The following is a 17722-nucleotide window of genomic DNA, read 5'->3' on the forward strand; positions in this document are numbered from 1 at the left end:
TGTAACAAAATCAACGGAGGTCTGGAATGAAGAAAGAAAGTAAATACCAAGCAGTCGTTTCCTTTCTAAAAAAAGGGATCGAATCAGGAAAATTTCCAACAGGTAGCCGGCTTCCCTCCATACGTCAACTGAGCCAAGACTTCCACTGTAGCAAGGACACTATCCAACGAGCGCTGCTGGAATTACGCCATGAACAATACCTCTATGCCAAACCCCAAAGTGGCTACTATGTTCTAGAACAAGGACAGCACCAAGACTTGGAAATCGAAGTCACTGACGAGCATGCTAGTGCCTATGACGACTTCCGACTCTGCGTCAACGAAACCTTGATAGGCCGAGAAAACTATCTCTTCAACTACTATGACAACCAAGAAGGTCTTGAGGAACTGAGACAATCTGTCCATCAACTTCTTTTCAACCAAGCCCTCTACTGCAAACCCGACCAATTGGTTCTAACTTCTGGCACCCAGCAAGCTCTTTTTATCCTTTCTCAGATTAACTTTCCGAGCGAGGGAGCTGAGATTTTGGTCGAACAGCCGACTTATCACCGGATGAACCGCCTCTTGGTCGCTCAGGGATTAGCCTACCTGACCATTGAACGCCGTATTGATGGCATTGACCTTGAAGAACTGGAAAAACAATTTAAATCCGGGAAAATCAAGTTTTTCTACACCATTCCTCGCTTCCACTATCCTCTCGGCCATTCCTATTCTGATCAGGAAAAAAGGGCTATTCTGGATCTAGCAAACCAGTATGGTGTTTACATCGTAGAGGATGACTATCTAGGGGATTTAGACCCTAAAAAAGGTCAAACCTTCCACTATCTGGATACTGAGGATCGGGTCATTTATATCAAGTCCTTCTCAACTAGTCTCTTTCCAGCCCTTCGTATTACCGCCCTCATTCTCCCAAATGCCCTAAAAGAGGGCTTTGTTTCCTACAAAAATATCCTAGACTATGACAGCAATCTCATCATGCAAAAGGCTCTTTCTCTTTATATCGATAGCCAGTTATTTGAAAAAAATCGACTGGCTCGATTGACCCTTCAAGAGAACTATCAAACTCAGATTAAGGAAGTACTTGAAAAAAACACCTGTCCCTTGCCCCACTATCCTCTACACGATGGTCTTTTGCTTGATTTGAGACACTATCCTAAGATTGCCAGTCTGAAACACAGCTCACTCAAACTAGACTTTTTTGAGAAGGCTTATTTGGACATCTGCCCTTATCAGTTCGCCAAAGTCACTCTTGAAAATCTAGAAGAGCTATTAGAATACATAAAAGCAGAATTGGATTAAAGTCCAACTCTGCTTTTTCTTATTGTTCAACTTCTGTTAGTTTCGCAGCCTTTTCAAGATAGTTTTGATAGGTTCCGTCATCTTTCAGTTTTTGGATAACCTTATCGACTACTGCTTTCAAGTCTGATTGATCCTTCTTGATAGCAACGGCATTGGCTTCGCCATCTTTCATTGTCAAATTAACAGATGCAACGACAAGGTCTGAGTTTTTACCTGCGTAGCTAAGAGCAACTGGTTCATCCATATGAACAGCATCCACTTTTCCAGCCTGCAATTCATTGACGGCTTCCCCCATATTGGTTAAAGATGTCAACTGGGCATTTGGTAATTGTTCCTTGACCATGGTTTCTGGCACAGTTCCCTTTTGAGCTGCGATATTGGCACTTGCAAGGCTTGAAAGATCCTTGTATTTGTCTAAATCGGCTTTTCTAACCAAGAAACTCATTTTATTTTCATAGTAAGGGATTGAAAAGTAAAAGACTTCCTTTCTCTCATCTGTAGCACTAATTCCTGCAATGGCCAAGTCAGCCTTTCCAGTTTGAAGACTGGTCAAGACATTGTCAAAACTCATGCTAGAGATTTCAAGTTTAACCCCAAGCTCATCTGCAATCGCTTGAGCCATATCAATATCTGCCCCAACCGCTTGATTTTTACCATCTACCAAGGCTTGGAATTCAAACGGTGCATAGTCTGGACTGGTCGCAACGACTAGCTTTCCTTTTTGTTTGATAGCGTCCACAGCAGACTGGGAACTATCCGTACTTGATTGGCAAGCTACTAAAATCATGCTGGCAAGCATGCTACACACAACTAATATCCATTTCTTAAATTTCATAAATAAACGACCTTTCTGTTAATTCTGAATAATTATAACTCTTTTAAAAATAGTTGTCAACCCTTTTAGAGATTTTGATTGTAAAACAATTCTTTTCATAAAAAAGAAGACTGATTTATTTTAATCAGCCTTTTCTTCTGTATATTTAAACCGTTTCTTATAGTTCGACAATCTTACCTGTTTCAAAGTAAACAACCCATTCACAGATATTTTTAGCGTAGTCTCCGATACGTTCCAAGAAAGAAATGACCTGGAAGTAATCACGGCCTGTAACGATAGCTTCAGGATTTTTCCTAATTTCTTCTGTAGCCAAATCACGGATGCTATCAAAGTAATGGTTGATTTTTTCATCCATCGCCGCTACTTCGTAGGCTTGATCCACAGAACCGTTGAGATAGAGATCTAGAGCTGCTTCAACGAAGTTTTTCACGTCGCGTCCCATCTTTTTGATTTCTTCTTCAACAGAAGGGATACGTTGCTCCCCCTTCATACGAATGGTCGCCTCAGCGATAGACACTGCATGATCTCCCATGCGTTCCACGTCTGACACTGCCTTGAGAACGGTCAAGACGGTACGAAGGTCTTGCGAAACAGGTTGTTGGAGGGCGATCATTTCAAATGATTTTTTTTCCAACTTCACTTCATATTCATTTACTTCTGCATCGTCTTCGATGACTTCTTTTGCCAAATCACGGTCATGCGTGACAAAGGCACGCACTGTACGATTGATCTGCGAGAGCACTTCTTGTCCCATAGCATAGAACTGGTTGTGCAATTTCTCCAAATCTTCTTCAAATTGAGATCGTAACATCATTCAACTCCTTATCCAAATTTTCCTGTAATATAATCTTCTGTTTCCTTGTTTTGTGGGTCTAGGAACATCTTCTTCGTATCGTTAAACTCGATCAAATCCCCATCTAGGAAAAATCCTGTTTTATCAGAGATACGTGAGGCTTGTTGCATCGAACGCGTTACCAAGAGCATGGTGTATTTATCTTTCAGACCATACAAGGTTTCCTCAATCTTACCTGCAGAAATAGGATCCAAAGCTGAAGTTGGTTCATCTAAGAGGATGATTTTCGGACTGGTTGCTAAGACACGAGCAACACAAACACGTTGTTGTTGTCCACCAGAGAGACCAATCGCCGAATCATGCAAACGATCCTTTACTTCATCCCAGATAGAAGCACGTTGCAAGGCCGTTTCCACTGCTTCATCAAGGACTTGCTTGTCCTTAACCCCATTGATACGTAGGCCATAGACAACATTTTCGTAAATAGACATAGGGAAGGGATTAGGCTGTTGAAAGACCATACCGATTTCCTTACGCAATTCAACCGTATCAGTGCGGGGGCTGTAGATATTGTGACCATTATAGACTACTGATCCCGTTGTTGTTACCTCAGGATTTAAATCGCCCATGCGGTTGATGGCTTTGAGCAGGGTAGACTTTCCTGATCCAGAAGGACCAATCAAGGCCGTTATTTCCTTAGGTTGGAAAGAAAGGGAAACACTATTCAAGGCCTTCTTTTTATTGTAATAAACGGACAGGTCTGACACCTGTAAAATCGCTTCTGACATACCGTTTCCTTTCTAACCAAAGTGTCCTGTTACATAGTCATTGGTTGACTGTAACTTAGCATTTTGGAAAATATTGGATGTCTTATCATACTCAATCAAATCACCCAAGTAGAAAAATCCTGTGTAGTCACTTGCACGCGCAGCCTGCTGCATACTGTGGGTAACGATGATGATGGTAAAGTCCTTCTTCAATTCCAACATGGTTTCTTCCAGTTGGGCTGTCGCAATCGGATCCAAGGCTGACGCCGGTTCATCCATCAAGAGGATGTCTGGCTTGACAGAGATGGCGCGAGCGATACAGAGACGTTGTTGCTGACCACCAGAAAGCATCAAGGCTGATTTGTGGAGGTCATCTTTGACCTGATCCCAAAGGGCAGCCTGTCTTAGAGAGGTTTCTACAATTTCATCAAGTACTTTTTTGTCCTTAACACCTGCACGTTCATGAGCAAAAGTGATGTTGCGGTAAATAGACTTGGCAAATGGATTTGGACGTTGGAAGACCATTCCGATATGCTTGCGCATCTCATAGACATTGATTTCTGGACGGTTGACGTCAATCCCTCGGTAGAGGATTTGACCTGTGACCTTGGCAATATCAATGGTATCATTCATCCGATTGAGACTGCGAAGATAAGTAGATTTCCCAGATCCAGAAGGACCAATCAAGGCTGTAATTTTATTTTTTTCAAATTGCATATCTATGCCCTTGATGGATTCATTTTTACCGTAGTAAACATGTAAATCCTTGGTAGAGAGGGCCACTTTTTCTTCAGGGAAGGTGATGATATGCTTTTCATCCCAGTTATATTTTGACATGGCTTCTCCTTTAGGCAGCGGTTAATTTCTTGTGTAAATAGCTTCCGAGTTTGCGTGCTCCAAAGTTAAAAATCAAGATAAAGATGAGGAGCACGGCGGCAGAACCAGCAGATACAATGGTAGCATCAGGAATGGTTCCTTCACTGTTGACCTTCCAGATGTGGACAGCCAAGGTTTCTGCTTGACGGAAGATTGAGATAGGGCTGGTAACACTGAGGATATTCCAGTTAGACCAGTCAAGGGCTGGAGCAGATTGTCCTGCCGTATAGATAAGAGCGGCGGCCTCACCAAAGATTCGGCCGGAGGCCAAGACAACACCCGTTACGATACCTGGAAGGGCTTCTGGAATGACGACATGGACTACAGTCTCCCAACGAGAAATTCCAAGAGCTAAGCCAGCCTCACGTTGTGTATGGTGAACGTGTTTTAAACTGTCTTCAACATTTCGAGTCATCTGAGGGAGGTTAAAGACTGTCAAGGCCAAGGCACCTGAAATGATTGAAAATCCATACTCAAACTGGACTACAAAGATCAAGTAACCAAAGAGACCCACAACGACTGATGGTAGAGAAGACAAAATCTCAATACAGGTACGAATAAAATCGGTCACAGGTCCTTTTTTGGCATACTCAGCGAGGAAAACGCCAGCTCCCATAGACAGGGGAACAGAAATGATCAAGGTAATGACCAAAAGGAAGAAGGAATTGTAGAGCTGAATCCCGATACCCCCACCTGCTTGATAAGAGGAGGATTTCCCAGTCAAGAAGGACCAAGAGATATGCGGTAACCCTCTCACCAAGATATAGAGAATCAAAGATGCCAAAATGGTCACGATGATACCCGCGATGGTATAGAGGACAGCTGTTGCAAGTTTATCTAATTTCTTAGCGTGCATAGTTTTTCTTTCCTCTTTCTTTCGTAATCAATTTAATCACACTGTTAAAGGCCAAACTCATCAAGAGCAAGACTAAGGCCAGTGACCAGAGAACGTTATTATCAACCGTTCCCATGACGGTATTCCCAATTCCCATAGTCAATACAGATGTCAAGGTCGCAGCTGGTGTTGTTAACGAGGTTGGGATAACTGCTGAGTTTCCGACCACCATCTGAATAGCAAGGGCTTCACCGAAGGCACGCGCCATCCCAAAGACCACTGCGGTGAAAATACCTGAACGTGCTGCTTTCAAGGTCACACGCCAGATGGTTTGCCAACGAGTGGCTCCCATAGCTAAACTAGCTTCACGGTAATGACGAGGAACAGCACGCAAGCTGTCTGTTGTCATAAAGGTTACAGTTGGTAGGATCATGACAAAGAGAACGAAAATCCCTGACAAGATCCCAAAACCAGTTCCACCAAAGACGCTACGGACAAAAGGCACCACAACTTGCAAACCGATAAATCCATAGACGACTGAAGGAATCCCGACGAGGAGTTCAATGGCTGGTTGCAAAATCTTTGCACCCTTTGGTGAGACTTCGGTCATAAAGACTGCCGCACCAATAGCAAAGGGTGTTGCGATGAGGGCTGATAAAATCGTCACAATAAAGGAACCCAAAATCATTGGAAGGGCACCAAATTGTTTCCCTGAAGGATTCCAAGTTTGTCCAAAGAGGAAATCAAAGATGTTGACCCCATTGACAAAGAAAGTCGATAAGCCTTTTTGGGCTACAAAAATCAAAATCATCGCCACAATGATGACAATCAAAGAAAGGCAGGTGAAGGTCAAACCTTTACCAAACTTCTCAAGGCGAGAGTTCTTTGAAGGAGATAGTAATTTTTTAGATAATTCTTCTTGATTCATTATTGACCTCCTTCTACTGCTGTAACGGTACCTGAAGCATCCTTTTGGACTTTCATTTCATTGATAGAGATATAGCCCATGCCCTTAACAATTCCATTTTGGGCTTCATCTGAGAGGACGAAATTCAGGAATTCAGCAGCTAACTCATTAGGCTGACCAAGTGTGTACATATGTTCATAAGACCACAAAGGCCAGTTGTTGGTCGTTACATTTTCAGACGTAGGTTCATACCCATTCAGTTTCATGCTTTTCACGGAGTCATCTACATAGGCAAAAGCCAAGTAAGAAATGGCTCCAGGGGTTTGGGATACAATAGACTTGACCATCCCGTTAGAATCCTGTTCTTGGCTCTGCATTGCCGCTTGGCCATTCATAACCACCGTATCAAACGTCGCTCGTGAACCAGAACTTGCTGCTCGGTTGATGATTGAAATTGCCAGGTCCTTGTCCCCAACTTCTTTCCAGTTAGTTACTTCACCAGTAAAGATCTTGCGAAGTTGCTCGGTTGTGAGATTTTCAACATCCACTTCTTTGTTTACAATCACTGCAAGACCAGCCACTGCAACCTTGTGGTCTACTAGAGCCGAAGCATCGATTCCTTCTTTTTCCTCTGCAAAGACGTCAGAGTTCCCGATGTCAACTGCTCCAGACTGGACTTGAGATAGTCCTGTACCCGATCCACCACCTTGAACATTAACTGTTTTTCCGATGTTTCTAGAACCGAATTCATCTGCTGCCGCTTCGACAAGAGGCTGAAGAGCAGTTGAACCAACGGCTGTCATGGATTCTCCACGATCAATCCAGCTAGCGCATCCTGCTAGAGAACCTGCCATCAAAAGAGCTGCAAGAGACATGATGAGCTTTTTTCTTTTTTTCACTGTTATTCTCCTTGAACATAATGATAAATGTTCTGATTTCTTCCGTTTGTCCTGATCATCCAATTATCATCAATGATTGTCCCGCTTTATTTTATCTAGTCATTCTTAGGAGCGGACAATTCCATCGTATAATATAAGTAATAATGAAAGACTATCAGAAAAAACTCATACTTCCACTATAACATAGAATAGGCTCTTTGACTAGCTTTTTCACCTGAATCTGAGCCCTTTTGGATAATAATTTTTCAAAACATTTCCCGTTACCTTGGCAAAGCCTAGTCCGTTTCCTTGAACCACAACTTGGTACCAGCCATTTGGTCGAGCTTCAGACAATTGAACAGTCTCACCAGCCACATATTTTACAAAGTCCTCATCATTGATTTCAACACTTTGTTTTACTTGGCTTGGTTTCAAGGCTAATCCGAGAGCAAAGCTTGGTTCGAAGCGTTTCTTCTTAAAAGTACCCAGATGGAGGCCATTTCTAGCAATTTTGATTTTCCCTAGATCAGGTAGCATCTCGGGCAGGAGATAGAGTTGATCTCCAAAAGTCTGCAAGATACCAGTTAGATTGACTCGCAAGTGTTTTTTGGCAAATTCTTGCCACAAAGCCAGTTGTTCCCGACTGAGATTGCTTTTGCTAGCTTTGAATTTAGGTGCGAGATTTTGTCCCTTAAACTGCAGGTGGGCAACAAACTGGCCTTCTCCCTTGAAATGATGAGGATACATCCGCGCCGTTTCAGGAAGATCCATTCCTGCTACCATACCGTTCACATGCTCAACTGGAAGCAATTCAAATTCATAAGTATCCAGCAACCAGTGGACGATTTCTTCATTTTCCTCTGGTGCCCAAGTACAGGTCGAATAGACCAAACGGCCACCTTCAGCAAGCATGGTCACTGCATCTTCTAAAATTTCTCTTTGGAGACTAGCGCATTGACTAGGATAATCAGTACTCCAATAATCCATGGCATCTGGCTGCTTACGAAACATCCCTTCACCCGAGCAAGGTGCATCAAGGACAATCACATCAAAGTAACCTTTAAAAACATTGGCCAAGCGGTCAGCAGATTCATTGGTTACAACAACATTTGTCGCTCCAAATCGCTCCATATTTTCCACTAAAATCTTAGCACGCTTACTTGAAATTTCGTTGGAGACAAGGACTCCTTGATTAGCCAGATAAGCTGCTAGTTGAGTGGATTTTCCACCTGGTGCTGCCGCCAAATCCAAGACCTTCATGCCAGGATTTGGTTGAGCCACCTGGGCTACCATTTGGGCTGCAGGCTCTTGCGAATACACGAGACCCGTCACGTGCTCTGGTGACTTCCCAGAAATCTTACCATAATACCCCCAAGGTGTATGGGGAATAGCATCTGCAAACAATAACTGACTTTCTTTTAAGGGATTGACCCGAAAAGCCGAGACTGCTTCTTGTTTAAAAGAGGCAAGAAAGTCTCTTGCCTCATCTTCTAGTATCGCTTCATATTTTTCAACAAATCCTTCTGGAAATTGCATTTAGTTCTCTTTCCTTTCGTAGATATAAGACTGAATCTCTTCTTGCATCTCGATTGGCACCATCATGACAGGCTGACGCGTTTTAAAATCAGCGGGATCACCTGATACCGTAAGGAGACGATAACCCAGACTTTCCCCTAAGATACTGGCCGCAGCGTAATCCCATGGCTGCAAGTAGGTGATATAAGTCAGAAGGTGACCCGATAAAACCTTGGCAAAACTAATGCCCGCACTGCCGTAAACACGGACCCCCAACGCTGCTCGCCCCAAATCCGCCAAGCCCCACTCATTGCTTTCAAACATACCTGAGTTACCGGCAACTAAAAATTCTTGAAGAGGTTTCTTTTTAAAAGGCGGTAAGGGCTCATTATTGCGGCAAGGAGGAAAGGCACCACCACCATGGTAACAATCACCTTTCATGACATCATAAATAATGCCAAATTTGCCCACACCATTCTCAAAATAAGCCAACATCACGGCAAAATCTTCCTGCTGGGCGACAAAGTTATTGGTACCGTCAATGGGATCAATCACCCAAACAGAATCTTGATCAACCGCAGCACGTAAACAACCCTCTTCCGCGCAAATCAAGTCCTCAGGATAGGTGGACTTGATCCGATCAACCAAGAGTTCCTGGACCTCCTTGTCCAAACGCGTCACCAAGTCTGTAGGCGAAGACTTGCGCTCAATCTGCAAATCTTCTTTCATGTGAGCCAAAATATAGTCCGCAGCTTCCTGCACAATCTGTTTGGCAAATTCAAATTTAGTTTCCAAGAGAAATCTTCCCTTCTCTTTTTTCTTTTGCTAATTGAACTGCATGATAGAAGGAATAACCGCTAGCCGTCTCAAATTCGCGACCTAGGCGCTTTTCTTCACTTTTGCTCGGAACCACAGACTTGAATTCCTTGTAAGACTCTAGCATTTTTTTTGCTTCCACCTTATCTTCATAAGCAGCTTCAACATCATTAAAAAAAGAAAGCACTGAAGCAAGTTCTTCAGTGCTCCACGACAAATCTAGTGGGTAACTATACTGTTTGTTCATCTATCCAATACCAGCTCTCAATGTTGCTTCTTTCAATTCTTGTTTACGGTAACTACGAGGGAGAAAAGCACGAATCTCATCTTCATTAAAACCGATCTGCATGCGTTTGGTATCTATAATAATTGGGCGACGCAAAAGACTAGGATATTGCTCAATCAACTGAAGCAACTCCGATACCGAGATACTCTCTACATCAATATCCAATTTTTGAAAAATTTTTGAACGAGTTGAAATGATGTCATCAGTACCATTTTCGGTCAAGGAAAGAATATGTTGTAATTCTTTTCTTGTTAAAGGACTAGTCATAATATTGTGCTCTTGAAAGGGCACTTTATGCGTCTCTAACCAAGCCTTTGCCTTACGACATGATGTACAACTCGGCGATAAAAATAGTGTAATCATGCTTTTCTCTTCTTTTATCTATACTTGCTATTTCTATTATACAAAAAAATAAAGCGCTTGACTAGATATTTTTAGAAAAAAAGCCTATTTTTTCATAGAAAATAGACTGTTTTCTGCAAAAATCTCCTGCTTTGCAAGTTTATCTTTAGGATAACCTAACAATAAATAGGGAGTAGAGCAACTTCTCTCGTTTTTTATTAAAAATACAGAACTTTTTCCACTATTTCCTTGAAGCTTTAACAAAAAGGAAACCAAACATTCCTTCATACAAAGCAAAGAAAAGTAAAAAGGCATGGAGAAAGAAAGTCTCTGGCAAAATCCAAATAACGGGATCCTTTGCTGGATCAAAAAGCCAGGTATCATCTCCCACAAAGAGAATCTGATGGAAAAGAGTAAAGAATTGCTCAAAACCAATCAACACTCCTACAAGGCCAATGACTAGAGGCAATAGCACTAAAGTCAGAATACTTTTACGATATAGAGGTGGAAATCCTTTTTTCACAATCTTTCTAACAAAGAAATAGAAACTTGGTAGCGTCACTAGGGCAACTAGCTGAACTAGGTGAAAGAGATTCTTCACCACCGCAAAGTGATGTAAACCAGCCGCCGATGAACGAAAATCCGGCATCTCTAAGAGCTGACTAAAGGGATTGGTCAGGTAATTCATCAAGATATGAAAATTGTATTGAATGGTTTCGGGCTTTAGATAGACTCGATTCGCTAAGTTCAGCCACTGAATTTCCAAAGGATAGAAAATCCATGCCAGATAAATAGTCAGTAGGATAGAAAGGGAGAGGAAAAAGATCATACTTCCCCAAAAGGTCAGTTTAGTTTTCATCAAAATTCCACTCCGCAAGGCTAGACACCACATGAGTTGGTGCGATTGGTAGGTCAGCCACTTCTTCTGCCTTGGTAAAACCTGTCGTCACCAAGAGAGTTGGAATGCCATTGTCAATTCCTGCTCGGATATCTGTCAGGTAGTTGTCCCCAACCATGAGCAATTCTTCTCTTTTCAAGCCTAAGTGCTCAACCGCCTTGTCCATAATGATAGCATTTGGTTTCCCAATATAAACAGGCTTCACTCGTGTTGCTACTTCAAGAAGTGTAATTAGTGAACCAGCACCAGGCAAAAGACCGCGTTCCGTCGGGATATTGAGGTCCGGATTGGTTCCGATAAAGTGAGCCCCCTTTTGAATGGCTAGAGTCGCCGACGCGAATTTTTCATAGTCGACTTGCCAGTCCAGTCCAACTACCACATAGGCAGGATTTTCCTTATCTTCGACATAATCAGCCGCCTGAATGGCATCCTTGAGTCCTACTTCTCCGATGACATAGACTGTCTTTTCCAATCCCAAGTCATTCATATAGTCGATGGTTGCCAAAGTCGCTGTGTAGACAGTTGATAGAGGCGTGTTGATATTAAAATTCTTAGCCAACATCTCTTGAACGCTCTCAGGAGTACGAGTTGTATTGTTGGTTACAAAGAGATAGGGAATTTCTCGCTTTTGCAACTCATGGACAAAAGCCTCACCCGCCGGAATCCGGTCTTTCCCCTTGTAAATGGTTCCGTCTAAATCAATTAAATAACCTTTATAAGCCATATCGTTCTTTCTAATTGCCTTCAATTTCTTGCCAAGTAATCATGGCTTGGGCATTGATTTCGCCATCACTGATAATCTCATGCTTGCTTTCTAGTCCCTTGAGTTCATAAGCTGAAGCAATCATGCCACCCGGTCGCACTTCTTTGACATATTTGAGATTGATTTTCTTTGGAATATACTTGGTCAAAAAGTCTGCTCCCATAACCTCAAAAATCCAATCCAGGTATTTGCTGTTATTAACATGACCATTCATATCCAAGTCGTAAAAACGAACATGGTAGTCTTTACTGATCGGGTCTTCTAGGTTAGCATACTTTGGCCCACGGATGAGTTTTTTATCAAACTCAGACTGGTAAGGCGCAACAATCTCCGGTTCGACAGCATGAACTTTACGACTATCTCTGTCCATGAGAACAAAGGTTGCTACCATGCGAATGATTTCTTGACCTGCTTCATCATAGATAGTGAAACGGCGGTAGCAAAAAAGACGATTGTAAGTCAATGCTTCTGTTTCAATCGTAATCTCCTCAGCAAAGCGAGGCAAGCGAACCACGTCAATCGCATAGTCTGTAATAATCCAGACCAGATTGTAACGTTCTAGCATATCCTTTTCACTGACTCCTAGCTCAATCGACTGCATACCTGATACTTGCAAGGACAGCAAAATCACATCTGGAAGTTTGATATGACCGTTCATGTCCGCCATATCAAAAGGAATTTTCATTTTCATTTGATAAGTTAAGCCCATTGTTCTACTCCAAAATAAATCGTTCTGCTACAGTGTCTCCCAAGAAGAGACCCCTCTTTGTCATTCGGACACGATCACCGTCGATCTGCATGAGTCCTTGTTGAACAAAGTCTCTGATGATCTCGCCATAAAGTCCATCAAAGGACCGTCCAAATTTTTCCTCAAATCGCGCCATAGAAACCCCGGATTTTTTCCGGAGGCCTAGGAACATTTCTTCTTCCATCTGCTCCCTTTGACTCAGGTGTTCTTCTGTAATCCGAGCATTTCCTGCCTCTACCGCATTGAGATAGTGGCGGATAGGACCGTGGTTTTTATAACGCACCCCGTCCACATAACCCGAAGCACCCGCACCGATACCATAATACTCGGCATTATCCCAGTACATGAGATTGTGGCGACTTTCAAAACCGGGTTTAGAGAAATTGGAAATCTCATAATGCTCAAAACCAGCTCGCTCCAGTTCTGCGATGATGTACTCAAACATCTCCGCTTCTAACTCTTCCTTGGGTAGGGGCAATTTCCCACGTCGCATACGGTTCATAAAGACCGTATGGTTTTCCAAAATCAAGCTATAGAGGCTCATATGAGGAATGTCAAGCGAAATGGCCTTAGCCACATTTTCCTTGACCTGAGCCATAGTTTGACCTGGAAGAGCATAGATTAGATCAATGGAGATATTGTCAAAACCAGCCAGTTTGAGGCGGTCGATATTTTCATAAATATCCTTCTCCAAGTGACTGCGCCCAATCTTTTTCAGCATTTTGTCATCAAAGGTCTGCACACCTAAGGAAACACGATTGACTGGCGACTGTTTCAAAACCGCAATCTTATCTGCATCCAAATCGCCTGGATTGGCTTCAATCGTCAACTCTTCCAAGACAGACAAGCCCAAGTTTTTAGTCAAACCATCTAAGAGCAGCTCTAATTGCGAAGCGGACAAAGCCGTTGGCGTCCCACCTCCAATGTAGAGAGTTCGTAACTTTTGGATATCATAAGAACGAAACTCCTCTAGCAGATGCTCCAGGTAACTATCTACTGGTTGATTCTTGATAAAGACCTTTGAAAAGTCACAATAATAACAAATCTGTGTGCAAAAGGGAATATGCACATAGGCGGACGTTGGTTTTTTCTGCATAGTATTTATTATACCACAAAGACAGGCTTGCAGATAAAAATCACCATCTCCGAAAACCAGAGATGGTGATGCCTTATACTTCAGTAATATCGATGATGATTTCTTCTTGGTCTTCAGCAACGTCTGGAGTTGTTGACTGTTCTTGCCATTGCTCCTTGAGATTGTTAAAGGTTTCCTTGGATGCTTCTGTCGCTTGTCGAGCACAGGTCTTAGCTTGGTCAAGGACACTATCAAAAGTGATTTCACCAGATTCTACTTGCTCCTTTGTTTTCAATACAAAGTCAGTTGCCTGTTCCTTCATTTCAGTTAGTTTCTCACAAACCTGCTCTCTAGCATATTCTGGATCTTCTCTCAAATCATCTAGAAAATCCTGAGCTTGACTACAAACTTGCTTACCCTTGTCACTCGTCAAAAACCAAGCAAGAGCAGCACCTGAAACTGTTCCTAAAAGGATAGAGGATAGTTTTCCCATAAGATTTCTCCTTTTTTATTTTTTGAAAAATTTACTTGCGACACGAAGAGCTGACAAGCCTGCACCTGTTTTAATGGTCTTTGAACCAGCAGATGAAGCTTTTTTGCCTAAAACACGTGCATGTTGGTTGAGATCAGAAACTGACTCAGACAAGTCCGCCACCGCTGTAAAAAGTGGATCAATCGTCGCAACTTTGATATTGATATCGTCTGCTAACACATTGACCTTAACCAACAATTCATTAGTCTGATGCAAGGAAACATTCACATCTGAGCTCAACGTTTTGATGGTTTTCTCTGTCTCATCAATCATACGACCTGCTTTTTGAATCGTGATTGTCAAATAGACTAAACAGACAATCAAAGCAATCGCAACAAGAATATATGCAACTTCTAACATTTATTTTTCCTCCTCTGTATGATAGAAAGGGGCTTTCTTTCGATTTTGATAAAGTATGATAAAAATACCGAGTCCGATAAGGATAACTGATAACCATTGGGAAACTCGTAGACCAAAGAACATGAGGCTGTCTGTCCGCATTCCTTCGATAATCATACGACCAAAACCATACCAAATCAAGTAGAAAGCCGTAATATGACCACGTCTGATTCCCTTTAATTTTCGTCTAAAAATCAAGATTAAAGCAAATCCAATCAGATTCCAAACCGACTCATATAAGAAAGTCGGCTGACGGTAGCTACCGTCAATATACATCTGGTCACGAATGAAGCCTGGCAAATAATCCAGACTATCTACCACTGCACCGTAGGCTTCTTGGTTAAAGAAGTTTCCCCAGCGTCCTAAACTCTGGGCAATCATGACGCTCGGTGCTGCAATATCTAAGAAATCCCAAGTATTGATCAGCTTTCTATCTGCAAAGATATAAAGGACAATAGCGCCCGCTATCAAACCTCCATAAATGGCCAAACCACCATTCCAAATGGCGATGATTTCACCTGGATTTTGCAGATAATAATCTAAGCGAAAGAGTACGTAGTATAGCCTAGCACCTAAAATAGCTACCGGAAAAGCAATCAGGATAAAATCCAAAATATCATCTGATAGGATTTTCTTTTTAGGAGCTTCTTTCATGGCAAGATAAACTGCTAAAACCAAACCAGCTACAATACACAAAGCATACCAACGAATAGCAAAGGGGCCAATTTCAAATGCGACTGGATTAATCATGTTTCACCTCATTTTGAGCGATTAGATTTGTCAAGCGTTCTTCAAATAAACGTGTCGCGTCAAAGCCCATTTCTTTAGCACGGTAGTTCATGGCAGCCGCCTCAATAACAACGGAGATATTGCGTCCTGTTTTTACTGGGATGCGGATACGCGGAATCGTTACACCAGAAACTTCGAGTTCTTCGGCATTGTTTCCTAGACGGTCAAAGGTCTTATGCGTATCGTAATTTTCCAAATAAACTGCTAACTGAACTTGTGAAGAATCTTTTACAGCACTTGCACCATAGAGACTCATGATGTCGATAATCCCAACTCCACGAATCTCAAGTAAATGCTTCAAGATTTCAGCAGGTTCGCCCCAAAGAGTCATCTCATCCTTAGAATAAATATCTACACGATCGTCTGCTACTAGACGGTGTCCACGTTTCACAAGCTCAAGACCTGTCTCGCTCTTACCGATACCACTATCCCCTTGGATCAAGACACCCATGCCATAGATATCCATCAAGACACCATGCACACTGGTACGTTTAGCCAAACGGGAATCGAGGTAGCTAGAAAGTTCTCCAGATAAACGACTGGTTGCTGTTCGACTGGTTAAAATCGCAATCTTGCATTCCCTAGCAGCCCTCAACATTTCCTCGGGTACTACCAGACCACGAGCCACGATAACCGCAGGTGTTTCAGGTAGAAACATTTTCTTCAAAACTTGATAACGGTTCTGGGCAGGCATGGCAACTAAATAGGACCACTCCTTCATCCCTAACAGCTGAATCCGTTCTGGTGTATAGTAATCAAAATAGCCTGTCATTTCAAGGCCAGGTCTCATAATGTCCGCAATATTGATTTCTTTTTCAAGTAATTCGCCTTCACCATAGACAATATCTAGTCTGAGTTTTTCAATGACATCTCTTACTAAAACCGACATAATTTCCTCCTTCAATCGAGTTCTCCCTACTATTATATCAGATTGTAGGTGGAAGTTCCCTTTTTTTGCAGGATTTACAGTATTTATTTGATGTAGCTTGGGAAAAGATTTGACTAGGAAGTCTTTTCGTACTCCTTCAAATTAATCGAGACAAATCTACTGCAAATTGATCAACATCTATCACCAAGTCCCTTCCAGATTTTTCTAAGTAAATCCTTGGAAGACCTTTTGTTAACATTCTGTTTGCATCAGCCATATCTTAAGGATAGATATAGAACTGTTGACCTTTTGGAAACTGATTTCGGACTTGCCATTCTTCAAAGTCCTTCAAAAAGGTCTTATGAGACGGCATGCTGACTTCTTCGAACAAGGAATGGTCAAAAAATCGTACCAATCGATATAGACCATGAATCTCATCCGCAAAGCACTTATCAATCTTTTCATAAGGATAACCTCGTCTCTGATAAGCTTGGCATAAATTTTGTAAGGACTCACTTAATGCAACTGCATCTTTTCTTGCCAAGTTTATAAAATACCGAACAGAAAATTCTTCCATACCAGTTCGTTTTTTCTTCTCCAAAAAATGTTGTGCCAGCGAGAGAGACTCGAATAATCTTTCTTCATCTTGATAATAAAGAGCGCATAAAAGATTCATCACATTTTCTGGATAATAGGTTCCTTTCAACAAGGGTAAATCTTTGGGGACGAATGATGGAATGGCTGAAAAATCGTTACAAGCAAAAGAGGTAAACAAGCCTTTCAAAATCCCATCTGTGTAAATGGTTCCACTTGCTAACAAACCGCCTCTCAGCAACTCGGTTCTTCCTGTTTGCCATAGAGCGTTGTTTAACTGCTTATAATCCCCATCTAAAGATACAGCATAATAGGCAAAATATGGAATATCATCTAGCAATAAGCTACTGTACAATTTTACCCTTAAAACCTTGTCAGACAATACTTTTGAATCGGTCAAATACTTTTCAAAAATTCTTTGGTTTGACTCTTCAAATTCCTTCCAATCTATCGGATCAGCACAATAACCCCAATCTTCCAAGTGATTTTCACTCATCTTTTGATATTCTTTTATATACTCTTTCATAAGAATTTGTTCCTCTAAACATTGTGCAAAAAAAGACTAGACAAGTCTAGCCTTTTATTTCAAATTAGAATTTTTTACGTTTACGAGCTGCTTCTGATTTACGTTTACGTTTTACAGAAGGTTTTTCATAGAATTCACGTTTGCGTGTTTCTTGAAGAGTACCAGCTTTAGTAACCGCACGTTTGAAACGACGAAGTGCATCGTCAAGAGATTCATTCTTACGTACTACTGTTTTAGACATTTTTTTCACTCCCTTCAAGTTCAATATCTATTCCATTTTACACGCAAAATGAATATTTGTCAAGGGAAAACTGCCATAAACTTATATTATCTTCCCTTTTCTTTTTAAAAGGGACAACGCATTAGAATAGATGTCATAATA

Annotated in this window: 22 protein-coding genes; 1 reads left to right on the forward strand and 21 read right to left on the reverse strand. The window is 41.8% G+C overall.

Features of this window, described 5'->3' with window-relative positions:
* Positions 1-26: 26 nt before the first annotated feature.
* Complete coding sequence (locus Q4A91_RS00865) at positions 27-1298, forward strand: PLP-dependent aminotransferase family protein (RefSeq protein ID WP_303204068.1); 1272 nt, start codon at positions 27-29, stop codon at positions 1296-1298.
* A gap of 19 nt (positions 1299-1317) precedes the next feature.
* Here the strand turns inward: Q4A91_RS00865 and Q4A91_RS00870 are convergent, their stop codons facing one another.
* The 21 genes from Q4A91_RS00870 to rpsU all read right to left on the reverse strand — a co-directional run bounded on the left by Q4A91_RS00870 (position 1318) and on the right by rpsU (position 17581).
* Positions 1318-2133, reverse strand: a complete 816-nt coding sequence (locus Q4A91_RS00870; RefSeq protein WP_303204069.1) for an ABC transporter substrate-binding protein — start codon at positions 2131-2133, stop codon at positions 1318-1320.
* 157 nt (positions 2134-2290) lie between these two features.
* Entirely contained in the window at positions 2291-2944 is a 654-nt protein-coding gene (gene phoU, locus Q4A91_RS00875; protein WP_000946469.1) for a phosphate signaling complex protein PhoU, read from the reverse strand.
* Positions 2945-2955: 11 nt separating this feature from the next.
* Positions 2956-3714, reverse strand: a complete 759-nt coding sequence (gene pstB, locus Q4A91_RS00880) for a phosphate ABC transporter ATP-binding protein PstB (RefSeq protein ID WP_247930974.1) — start codon at positions 3712-3714, stop codon at positions 2956-2958.
* A gap of 12 nt (positions 3715-3726) precedes the next feature.
* On the reverse strand, positions 3727-4530 hold the full coding sequence (gene pstB / locus Q4A91_RS00885; protein ID WP_000049851.1) for a phosphate ABC transporter ATP-binding protein PstB: 804 nt from the start codon (positions 4528-4530) through the stop codon (positions 3727-3729).
* 10 nt (positions 4531-4540) lie between these two features.
* Positions 4541-5425, reverse strand: a complete 885-nt coding sequence (pstA, locus tag Q4A91_RS00890; protein ID WP_303204070.1) for a phosphate ABC transporter permease PstA — start codon at positions 5423-5425, stop codon at positions 4541-4543.
* Positions 5415-6332 carry a phosphate ABC transporter permease subunit PstC gene (pstC, locus tag Q4A91_RS00895; protein WP_001070951.1) on the reverse strand — a complete coding sequence of 306 codons (918 nt, stop codon included), beginning with the start codon at positions 6330-6332 and terminating at the stop codon, positions 5415-5417. Before pstC ends, pstA begins: the two co-directional genes overlap by 11 nt.
* Entirely contained in the window at positions 6332-7210 is an 879-nt protein-coding gene (locus tag Q4A91_RS00900; protein WP_303204071.1) for a phosphate ABC transporter substrate-binding protein PstS, read from the reverse strand. The genes pstC and Q4A91_RS00900 overlap by 1 nt, the downstream gene beginning before the upstream one ends.
* 210 nt (positions 7211-7420) lie before the next feature.
* Positions 7421-8725, reverse strand: coding sequence for an RsmF rRNA methyltransferase first C-terminal domain-containing protein (locus tag Q4A91_RS00905; protein WP_303204072.1), 1305 nt, complete (start codon positions 8723-8725; stop codon positions 7421-7423).
* Entirely contained in the window at positions 8726-9499 is a 774-nt protein-coding gene (locus tag Q4A91_RS00910; RefSeq protein WP_303204073.1) for an inositol monophosphatase family protein, read from the reverse strand.
* The gene (locus Q4A91_RS00915; RefSeq protein ID WP_303204074.1) at positions 9489-9767 is read right to left on the reverse strand and encodes a UPF0223 family protein; all 279 of its coding nucleotides are present in this window, start codon (positions 9765-9767) and stop codon (positions 9489-9491) included. The genes Q4A91_RS00910 and Q4A91_RS00915 overlap by 11 nt, the downstream gene beginning before the upstream one ends.
* Positions 9768-10169: a Spx/MgsR family RNA polymerase-binding regulatory protein gene (locus Q4A91_RS00920; RefSeq protein WP_000631261.1), complete on the reverse strand. Its 402-nt coding sequence runs from the start codon at positions 10167-10169 to the stop codon at positions 9768-9770. It lies immediately after the preceding gene.
* A gap of 220 nt (positions 10170-10389) precedes the next feature.
* Entirely contained in the window at positions 10390-11007 is a 618-nt protein-coding gene (locus Q4A91_RS00925; RefSeq protein ID WP_303204075.1) for a TIGR01906 family membrane protein, read from the reverse strand.
* A complete protein-coding gene (locus Q4A91_RS00930; protein ID WP_303204076.1) occupies positions 10997-11770 on the reverse strand; it encodes a TIGR01457 family HAD-type hydrolase in 774 nt (257 codons plus the stop codon). Before Q4A91_RS00930 ends, Q4A91_RS00925 begins: the two co-directional genes overlap by 11 nt.
* A 10-nt stretch (positions 11771-11780) precedes the next feature.
* Positions 11781-12518 (reverse strand): acyl-[acyl-carrier-protein] thioesterase, encoded by a 738-nt coding sequence (locus tag Q4A91_RS00935; protein ID WP_303204077.1) that lies wholly within the window; start codon positions 12516-12518, stop codon positions 11781-11783.
* Positions 12519-12522: 4 nt separating this feature from the next.
* Positions 12523-13653, reverse strand: a complete 1131-nt coding sequence (hemW, locus tag Q4A91_RS00940; protein ID WP_303204078.1) for a radical SAM family heme chaperone HemW — start codon at positions 13651-13653, stop codon at positions 12523-12525.
* A 73-nt stretch (positions 13654-13726) separates the two neighbouring features.
* Positions 13727-14125 carry a YtxH domain-containing protein gene (locus Q4A91_RS00945; RefSeq protein ID WP_303204079.1) on the reverse strand — a complete coding sequence of 133 codons (399 nt, stop codon included), beginning with the start codon at positions 14123-14125 and terminating at the stop codon, positions 13727-13729.
* 15 nt (positions 14126-14140) lie between these two features.
* The gene (locus tag Q4A91_RS00950; protein ID WP_303204080.1) at positions 14141-14524 is read right to left on the reverse strand and encodes a DUF948 domain-containing protein; all 384 of its coding nucleotides are present in this window, start codon (positions 14522-14524) and stop codon (positions 14141-14143) included.
* A complete protein-coding gene (gene lgt, locus Q4A91_RS00955; RefSeq protein WP_303204081.1) occupies positions 14525-15313 on the reverse strand; it encodes a prolipoprotein diacylglyceryl transferase in 789 nt (262 codons plus the stop codon).
* Entirely contained in the window at positions 15306-16241 is a 936-nt protein-coding gene (hprK, locus tag Q4A91_RS00960; RefSeq protein WP_303204082.1) for an HPr(Ser) kinase/phosphatase, read from the reverse strand. The genes lgt and hprK overlap by 8 nt, the downstream gene beginning before the upstream one ends.
* Positions 16242-16500: 259 nt before the next feature.
* Positions 16501-17340, reverse strand: coding sequence for a hypothetical protein (locus Q4A91_RS00965; protein WP_303204083.1), 840 nt, complete (start codon positions 17338-17340; stop codon positions 16501-16503).
* A 64-nt stretch (positions 17341-17404) separates the two neighbouring features.
* Positions 17405-17581 carry a 30S ribosomal protein S21 gene (gene rpsU, locus Q4A91_RS00970; RefSeq protein WP_000048054.1) on the reverse strand — a complete coding sequence of 59 codons (177 nt, stop codon included), beginning with the start codon at positions 17579-17581 and terminating at the stop codon, positions 17405-17407.
* Positions 17582-17722: the final 141 nt, after the last annotated feature.

The sequence above is a fragment of the Streptococcus sp. genome, assembly GCF_030528045.1.
Taxonomy (GTDB): domain Bacteria; phylum Bacillota; class Bacilli; order Lactobacillales; family Streptococcaceae; genus Streptococcus.